This window comes from Limosilactobacillus portuensis, from assembly GCF_014838735.1.
Classification (GTDB): Bacteria; Bacillota; Bacilli; order Lactobacillales; family Lactobacillaceae; genus Limosilactobacillus; species Limosilactobacillus portuensis.
This window is the reverse complement of record NZ_JABUXQ010000049.1, coordinates 1-4,865: the sequence shown is the minus strand read 5'-3', so window position 1 is coordinate 4,865 and position 4,865 is coordinate 1. Positions and strand designations below refer to the sequence as shown.

Sequence of the window (4,865 nt, the reverse complement as noted above, 5' to 3'; positions counted from 1 at the left end):
TACTGGAAAATCATATCGAATGAAAGATTATCAAGAACACACAAAGACACAAAAGTAAATCGGTGAAAAACGACATTTTTAAACCGGTGAAATCCTACATTTTAAAATCGGTGTTGACAGTCGGATCTGGAGTCCAAACAACAACCTTTGTTGGTGGTACAGATTCAGTATCCTTGTTGACAGTAGCAGAACCATTGTTAATGAAGACGGTACCAGTCTTAACACCATTCTTAATATCAAAGGTAACAATCAATTGAACCTTACCCTCAGGAGTCTTAGAAGCATCCTTCCGAGTAGCGATCACATGACCGTTATCGTCAATCTTAATATCGTATTGACTGGTTGCGTCCTGATCGTTTTCCATAACCTTAACATTAGCCTGGTTTGCGGTTACATATTGAGCGTAGTTACTAAAGTCATCATCAATTGAGAATTTAGTTAATGGCGTTGCAAGATTAGTTGGTGTGTTAACCGTCATAGTAGCAGTAGCTTGAGTACCACTCATGTAGATTTGATTATCAGTAACCGCATTATCTAGCGTCCAGTGCTTAGTAACATCAGTCTTGTAAACCTTAATTGGCCGTTCAGGAACCGCAACAGTGGTGTTGTTGATGGTACCAGAACCATTGTTCAACAAGGTTATCCCAGAAGGCGTTGAAAGTTTGATGTTGAAGTTGTTGTGTAAGTAGACTACCCCACCAGGAAGCTTTCCAGGGTTCTTTGCGGTTGCTACAACAGTATTACCTACTCGTTGAATATCCCAATCAGAGGATACATCTTTACCGTTTACAAAGACTTGTGAATCTAAGTAATCAGCATATTGTGCAAATTTATTAAAGTCTTCAGTTAAGGAAACCTTTTCCAGCGGTTTAGCCAAGTCAGTTGGGTTTGGCAGCGGCATGAAGACATCTGCATGAACAGTATCACCATCAGTATAGGTCTTGCCATCAACGATGGACGAACCTTCTTGCCAGTGCTTGTTTGGATCTGGCTTGTAGGTAGTAACGGTAACGGTCTTCGTATCAACACTGTTATTGTTGAGTAATTCAGATGAGTTATTCTGAAGCTTAGTTCCATTAGCGACATCCTTGTGTAGCTTCCAGGTAATTGCCATTTGAACAACCCCGGCCGGTGCTGAACTTGCATCCTTTCGAGTGGCCGTTACTTTACCATTTTCGTTCTTAACATCATATAAGCTCCGAGCGTCTTTACCATTTTCTGTAATTACGACAGTCGCAACATCAGCCTTATCCGCAAAGTTGCTGTAGTCATCAACCAATTGAACGTGCTCAAGCTTCTTCGTTAAGGATGATTGATCTGGCAAGGTACCGGTTACTAAGGCATTAACATTATCACCATTAACAACTAACTTACCGTCTACTGAATGATGATCTTGACCTTCTACCCAATGCTTATCAGGATTTTGAGTGTAAGTCTTGATTGTCCGCTTAGGAGTTTCAATCGTAAGGTTGTTAATAGTACCAGAACCACTGTTAATGAAGGCAGTGTTATTAGCAAGGCCCTTATGAGCAGTCCAAGTTACATGAAGTTGAACCATACCGGCAGGAACACTACCAGGAGTCTTAGCGGTAGCCACAATAGTGTTACCTACCCGTTGGATATCCCAATCATTATCTTGCTTACCATTGACCGTTACATATGCTGACTTGTAATCAGCCTTATCAGCAAAGTTAGAGAAGTCATCAGTAACTTGTACCTTAGTTAATGGCTTAGCTAAAGTTGAAGCGATTGGCGTAGTTAAGGAAACTAATCCGTTAACATCGTCACCTGCAATGAAGGAATGATCATCAACAATGTGGTTATCTTGGCCTTCTACCCAGTGCTTATTATCGGTTGGCCGATAAGTTTGTACTGTTGGAGTATTAGTTGGTACCGTAACCTTATTCATCGTAGCAGAACCCTCATTGTAGATTGTAGTATCTGATGGAGTGTCCTTAGAGATGACAAAGTTAGCAATTAAGGCAACGTTCCCCGCTGGTAACTTACCAGGATTCTTAGCGGTAGCAACCAACTTAGTTCCTTCAACTTTAACGTCCCAGTTTTGAGTATCATCCTTACCATTAACCAAGACTTGACTTGAATCATAGCTTAGGTACTTAGCAGACTTAGAGAAGTCATCAGTAATGCTAAATTCAGTTAATGGCTTAGCTAATTGATCTGGATCGGGAAGCGGTACATTGATCCAACCGTGAGCAGTATCACCAGAGATGTAGGTCATTGAATCAACAACCTTTTTCCCTTCTTGGAAGTGCTTAGATGGATCTGGCTTATAGACTGGTACTTCAACAGGAGGAACTTCACCAGTAGAAGTATTAACGGTAATAGAACCTTGGTTCTTTAAGATAGTATTGGTTGCGGTGTCAGTGTTGATCGTCCAAGAAGGCGTGAAGGTATATGTTCCAGCAGTAAACTCAGAAGGATCCTTAGCAGTTGCAGTTACATGACCATTGCCATTATCAGTAATCGTAAAGTCACTAGTAACATCTTGACCGTCATGAGTAACCTTTGATTGATCAACGTTAACCTTAGCATGGGAAGCAAAGTTAGTGTAATCATCATCAAAACTAAGCTTACTCAAGCCACCCTCATAATCAGAAGCATTCAATAATTTAATAGAAACATCTGCATGTGCGGTATCACCAGCAATGTAGAGCTTGTTATCAGTTTGAATATTGTTCTCACTGTAATGCTTTTGAACATTTGTTTGCGAGAAGAGGTTGTGATATTGAGCCGAATCATCACCAGGAATGACTGTTGGTGGAGGAGTTACTCTCATTACATCGTTATGGTAATGAACAGAAGTTGTCTTTCGGGTTGGTGCTGGATCAAATTGGCGAACTGGTGGTGTTGGTGATTGAGCCAAAGATGCACCATTACCGAATAGATTGAATTGCGTCCCAAAATCAAACTTAGACTCGTTTGAAAAGAGCTGATCATCTTTAGCACCATCAGGACGTCGATGATTACTACCATAAAAGTGGTAATAGAAATTAGAACCCTTTCCAACCATTACACCCGTTCCCTTAGGGGTACTTTCAAAACCAGTTGAGGCACTATCATCTTTTGCTGCGTAAGTATTGCCACTAACCGTAACGTTAGAATCAGGAGCTACCCAGGAAAGGACGTTACCCATATTGGTATCGAACGACTGGCTAATATCCAAATCAGAAAAAAGTGAGTTCATTAAAACAGGCGCTGCAACATCAGTTCCATGATAGACGAATTGAATGCTAGAAATATTAATTCCATTTGGACCTAATTCGTAACCACCATAAAAGTCAAACTCAATTGAACCATCATTAGCCGGTCCAATAATAACTTGAGGTTTATACCCACCGGGTAAAGCACCTCCAGAGTAAGTATTAGTAAAACCAAGCTTAAGATCGTAATTAATGCCGTAGCCATCATGAGCCACGTTGGTTAAGGTAATCGTACTACTATTCCTAACGGCATCGGTAATATCATAAAAATCAGAAAGGTTACCATCCTCAATCTTCCCCTGCTTATCATTTAACGAAGCCTTAGTTGATGAACCAATAAGGGAAGTGTTAGCATTCCAGGAAACTTGACCTAACGAAGAATAACCAGTGTCAGTACTAACTACAGCCATTCCAGAATAATAGCCAATTGAACCAGGGGTCCTTGTTGTCCCAACCAGCTTGGTATTACCATTAGAGACAATCGTTGGCTTCCCGTTAATTGTTTGGTTATACTCCTGAAGCTTACGTTCATAATCAGCCATTTGGCTTTGATATCTGGCTTCATTAGCTGCATTTTTAGATTGCCAATCTTTGTAAGCAGCATCATACTCCTGGTTATTTTTTTCTTGTGTAGCGATAGCATTTTCAAGTGAAGGAATTTGCCCATCAGTATCTTTTTGGATCTTATCCTTCATATTATTAATTGCTTGATTATCACTAGCTTTTACTGGAGCTTGTACTTGATCTGCATCTTTAACAACCGTTAATCCTTCTGTGTTTTGGGCCTTTTGTACCGTTGCATCAAGTTTAGAGGTGTCTCCCTTATAGCCATTGTAATTAGTATAATTGGCTTGATCATGCTTATACTGAGCAACATCTTGATTAATCTTTGCTACTTGGCTAGATTCATTAGCCTGAATATCTTGTCGCGCCTTAGGAACATCGCTTTCCTGAACAGTCTGATTAATCGTTGGCTTAGTATTAATTGTCATACCAGCTTGTTTAGCATTATTAACTGCACTATCCAAAGCACTGTGATCAACTGTTACTTGGTTGGTAACATTATTACTACCAGAGTTAGCTGCTGATTGTTGAGTTGGAGTTACGCTTGCTGCTTGAGTTGTTGAAACGTTGGTATCCGCATGAACTTGGCCTTGCGATAACGTAACCATCATTCCAACTACAGAAAGTCCTGCAACAGATGATGTTACTAACATCTTCCCTTTCTTATACAATTTATAGCGTAAGAAGGGCTTAGTGATTGGTTCAGCTTTAGTCTTTGAACGAATAATCATAAGAATTTCTCCTTTTTCATTTATTTACAAGGAGAAATTTAATAGATTATTTTCATAACACAACTTTTGCCAAGTAAAAATTCAAATTAAATATAGATAAGTCAAATCATTAATATTCGGAATTTGTTATTATTTACGAACAATAGGCATTAAAACTGTGAACTACTCGGCCATAAATGACCGAGCTTCTGGGAACACGGAGTAGTATTTAGGATCTTACACGTGTACTCACGCTACCTAACTTACAGAACTTCGTTCTTTTACCACGGCTAGTCCCTAGCCAACGGCTTTTAATCCTTTATGTAAGATATTAACTGCCGCATTAATATCCCGATCGTGATTAGTACCA

Annotated in this window: 1 protein-coding gene; it reads right to left on the bottom strand. The window is 39.7% G+C overall.

From position 1 onward, the window contains the following. Window positions 1-94: 94 nt before the first annotated feature. A complete protein-coding gene (locus HUK49_RS10315) occupies window positions 95-4,516 on the bottom strand; it encodes a KxYKxGKxW signal peptide domain-containing protein (protein ID WP_191913644.1) in 4,422 nt (1,473 codons plus the stop codon). Window positions 4,517-4,865 lie beyond the last annotated feature (349 nt).

Coding starts and splice junctions, on each gene's coding strand:
- HUK49_RS10315 (WP_191913644.1), bottom strand. CDS start 4,516: ATGATTATTCGTTCAAAGACTAAAGCTGAACCAATCACTAAGCCCTTC.